At 40.8% G+C, this 571-nt stretch carries 1 protein-coding gene; it reads right to left on the bottom strand.

The genetic code is table 11. The features are described 5' to 3' along the window. Positions 1-20 precede the first annotated feature (20 nt). A partial coding sequence (locus Q4579_RS23035) for an ISAs1 family transposase (RefSeq protein WP_303567292.1) occupies positions 21-571 on the bottom strand: 551 nt, incomplete at its 5' end.

Here is a 571-nt window from a genome sequence, read left to right as displayed (position 1 = left end):
CAGGGCCGGAGCATACTTTGTTAACTCGATTTTACAGTGCCAAATAACAAGGTTGAGCGGTAATTATCACAGTAACTTGCTCGGACCAACTTACCTTTCATACTGTCTTTTACAGATGTCTCTTGTTTCGCTATATTCAGTGAGACTCGGCGGAACATCGCTAAGTTCTCAGCAGCTTTTTTCTCACGAATACGGCAAATATCTTCTTTATAAACAACATCTAAGATCCAGTGAAGACTATTCTCTATTGCCCAGTGCTCACGAACACATTTACCTGCCAGCTCTGGGTTAATATCCAGCGAGCTCAGATAATACTTCGTATCAATAACGTTATTTCGATCTCGTTCAACGGCAACTAATGTCTTTACTGACGGCCATTTTTCACTGAGTTCATCAGAAAAATCAGCTTTCACCTGAAAAACGGTTCGAGTCTCTATCCGACCATGAGCCTTTTCAGATGTTGTGCTTTGAGCAAGGATATCTTGATTTTCAAATGCCTGTGCAAATTGCTCTTTGACAGCATGGTTTAGTAATTTTTGATTAGCCTTTACTTGGACGACATAATCTGCGC

It is taken from the genome of Photobacterium sp. 1_MG-2023 (assembly GCF_030547945.1).
GTDB lineage: Bacteria > Pseudomonadota > Gammaproteobacteria > Enterobacterales > Vibrionaceae > Photobacterium.
This window is presented reverse-complemented; position numbering and strand designations above follow the sequence as displayed.